3 protein-coding genes are annotated in these 3,515 nt (G+C 58.2%); 1 reads left to right on the top strand and 2 read right to left on the bottom strand.

All coding sequences use genetic code 11. From position 1 onward, the window contains the following. On the bottom strand, positions 1–851 hold an 851-nt coding region (rluF, locus tag HMPREF9538_RS14995), incomplete at its 3' end, for a 23S rRNA pseudouridine(2604) synthase RluF (RefSeq protein WP_009484990.1). A gap of 198 nt (positions 852–1,049) precedes the next feature. Here rluF and pepE point away from each other — a divergent pair. Next, a complete protein-coding gene (gene pepE, locus HMPREF9538_RS15000; protein ID WP_004895000.1) occupies positions 1,050–1,739 on the top strand; it encodes a dipeptidase PepE in 690 nt (229 codons plus the stop codon). A 112-nt stretch (positions 1,740–1,851) separates the two neighbouring features. On the opposite strand, the gene HMPREF9538_RS15005 is transcribed toward pepE, so the two are convergent. Then, entirely contained in the window at positions 1,852–3,483 is a 1,632-nt protein-coding gene (locus tag HMPREF9538_RS15005) for a Na/Pi cotransporter family protein (RefSeq protein WP_002884582.1), read from the bottom strand. Positions 3,484–3,515 lie beyond the last annotated feature (32 nt).

Here is a 3,515-nt window from a genome sequence, read left to right as displayed (position 1 = left end):
GGCTGGGTGAAACGTTTCCCGTTACCAGCCGGGCGGCCCTTATCGTTGCTATTTTCCATCTTCACCACCGGGCGCTTGATGCCGGGAGTCGCCGCTTTGGCCTTCGGCCTGGCTTTCGGCTTCGCTTCGGAAGAGGAGTTTTCAATCAGCTTGAACAGGTCGATCAGCTCGTCATCGGTCAGATCGCGCCACTCTCCCAGTGGGATCCCCGTCAGGCTCACGTTCATGATCCGCGTACGCTCAAGCTTCGTCACTTCATAGCCAAAGTGCTCGCACATGCGACGGATCTGGCGGTTTAACCCCTGCACAAGGGTGATGCGGAAAACGAACGGCGCTTCTTTCTTTACCTTACATTTTTTGGTCACGGTCCCGAGAATCGGTACCCCCGCGCCCATGCCGCGAATGAACTCATCGGTTACCGGCTTATCGACCGTGACCAGATACTCTTTTTCATGGTCGTTGCCGGCGCGCAGGATCTTGTTCACCAGATCGCCATGGTTGGTGAGGAAGATCAGCCCCTGAGAATCTTTATCCAGACGGCCGATAGGAAAGATACGCTTGCTGTGATTGACGAAATCGACAATGTTGTCGCGCTCGCCATCTTCGGTGGTGCTCACAATGCCGACCGGCTTATTCAGCGCAATCAGTACCAGATCATCCGCTTCGCGCGGCTCAATCAACCGTCCGTTCACTTTGACTAAATCGCCAGGCTTCACCTGATCGCCAATCGTGGCGCGCTTGCCATTGATAAAGACGTTGCCTTGTTCAATAAAGCGGTCCGCTTCGCGACGCGAGCAGATGCCGCTTTCACTGATGTATTTGTTTAATCGGGTTGATGAGTCGGGCAGCATAGATTCTCCTGTAAAAGCGAAATATACCCTACCTTGTGGGCGAGAAAAAACCTGGATTGTGTGATTCATTATCCAGAAGCTTCGTCGGGCTTGTGAACAGCATTCCGCTTACCCACATCATGCGCCATATCAGCGCGTCGGTATGGGGGCGATGCTAGAATTTCTGCTTCAATAATATTTTTAAAACAGGAAGAAAAGATGGAACTGCTGTTACTCAGTAACTCCACGCTGCCGGGGAAAGCCTGGCTGGAACACGCCCTGCCGCTGATCGCCGGTCAGGTCAAAGGCCGCCGTAAGGCGGTATTCATCCCCTTCGCTGGCGTGACGCAATCCTGGGATGATTATACGGCCAAAGTGGCTGCGGTTATGGCGCCCATGGCGGTCAGCGTAACCGGTATCCACAGCGTCGACGACCCTATCGCCGCCATTGAAAGCACCGAGATGGTGATCGTCGGCGGCGGGAACACCTTCCAGCTGTTGAAAGAGTGCCGCAGCCGCGGTCTGTTGGCGCCGATTGTCGATGTCGTCAAACGCGGGGCGCTGTATATCGGCTGGAGTGCAGGTTCAAACCTTGCCTGCCCGACCATTCGCACCACCAACGATATGCCGATTGTCGATCCGCAGGGATTTGATGCGCTGGGGCTGTTCCCGCTACAGATTAACCCGCACTTCACCAACGCGTTGCCGACCGGGCATCAGGGCGAAACCCGCGAACAGCGTATCCGCGAACTGCTGGTCGTGGCGCCGGAATTAACGGTGATTGGTTTGCCGGAAGGAAACTGGATCCAGGTCACCGATGGTCACGCGACGCTCGGTGGCCCGAACCCGACGCTGTTGTTCAAAGCGGGGGAAGAAGCGATAACCCTGCCTGCGGGCCACCGCTTCTGAGCCTGGTTGGCTAACGTTTCCCGGATAGCGGCGCATTGCGCCTTATCCGGGCTGCCTCAATGGAACGTCCAAACGCAAAATCCCGGTTAGCACAGCGCCGCCGGGGAATGGCTCAGTAGTCATCCCGTTCGTCGTCTTCATCCGGCTGCTCCATCACGCTGTAAGCCACCGAGCAGAACAGGCTGTTCAGACGCTTCATATCCCCCAGCAGCGCCAGGTGCAACGTACTGGTTTCGATGCTCTGCACGTTCTGCTGATGCAGACGGTCAACGTGCGCATGCGAGTAGCGGCGGTTAAGAATGCGGAACCGGTGTTTGCTGCGCCGCAGGCGGCGGGCGCTGGGCACATCGCTGGAGAAGAAGACCGACATCGCCAGCTGCAGGTTGCTGAGCAGCAGATCGTACAGGGCGTCCAGCTCCTTTAACCCTTCTACCGAGAAGGCGCGCCGCGCCGCCAGCGATTTATCGGCGATCTCGCTGCCCATTCGCTCGACGATATCGGACGCCTGTTCGAGGTTTAACGACATCTCAATAATTTCCGCCCAGCGCCGGGATTCCTCTTCCGCCAGCTCATCCTTTGGCATTCGCGCCAGATAGAGCTTAATAGCGGTGTAAAGTACGTTGATATCATCCGCCATACGGCGCAGCTCTTTCTCCTGACGCGGTTCGCCATGCATCACCTTGTGCAGGCTCTCCAGCATCTGCTCCATCGCGTCACCAATGCGCAGCGTCTCACGCGCGGCATTGGCCAGCGCCAGCGCCGGGGTGTCCAGCGCCGACGGGTCGAGATGCTTGGGTTTGAGATGGTTATCCAGCTCGGGCTCATCGCGGATCAGACGCTGGCACAGCTTCGCCATCGGTCCGGCAAAGGGCACCATCGCGATGCAGCGCAGCAGGTTGTAAAAGACGTGGAAGTAGATAACCAGCTCGGACTCGGCCAACGGCAGCTTTTGCATCGCCGCGGCCAGCGGATGGACGAACGGCAGAATAATCAGACTCCCCACCAGCTTAAACAGCAGGCTGCCCAGCGCCACCCGGCGCGCCGCCGCGTTCGCCGCGCTGTTGTTAAGCATCGCCAGCAGCCCCGATCCCAGGTTGGCGCCAATCACCAGACACAGCGCCACCGGGAAAGAGATCGCTCCCGCCGCGGTCAGCGTCGCCGTTAACAGCACCGCCGCCAGGCTGGAGTAGCTAATGATTGCAAATACGGCGCCAATCAAAGCATCCAGCATGATATCCCCGGTCAGCGAGGCGAAAATCACCTGCACACCGTTCGCCTGGGTTATGGGGTGTACGGCCTGGACAATCAGCTCGAGGGCCAACAGGATCAGCCCCAGACCAATCCCCACCCGTCCAAGCTGCCCGGCGCGGGTCTGCTTGCGGCCGAGGAAGAAAATCACCCCGATAAATATCAACAACGGCGACAGCCACGACAGGTCGAAGGTCAACACCCTCGCCATCAGCGCCGTCCCGACGTCGGCCCCCAGCACCATCACCAGCGCTGGCATCAGACCCACTAAATCCTGGGCGACAAATGAGGTCACCAGCATGGTGGTGGCGTTACTGCTTTGCACCAGCGCAGTCACGCCAAGACCCGCGCAGAAGGCGAGCGGCTTTTTCTCTACGCTGCTACTGAGAACGGTACGCAGGCGAGCGCCATAGACGCGCATCACCCCGGTACGCACGATATGCGTGCCCCACACCAGCAGAGCAACCGCGGACAACAGGTGTAGCAGAGTTAACACGGAATCAGCTTCTCCTTATCGTTATAGGTTTT

This window comes from Klebsiella sp. MS 92-3 (assembly GCF_000195655.1).
Taxonomy (GTDB): Bacteria; Pseudomonadota; Gammaproteobacteria; order Enterobacterales; family Enterobacteriaceae; genus Klebsiella; species Klebsiella pneumoniae.
Note: the sequence above shows the minus strand (reverse complement) of the source record. Positions and strands in the feature narration are given on the sequence as shown.

Bases quoted from the DNA above. Each gene is read 5' to 3' on its own strand.
- pepE (WP_004895000.1), top strand. From the start codon at position 1,050: ATGGAACTGCTGTTACTCAGTAACTCCACGCTGCCGGGGAAAGCCTGG.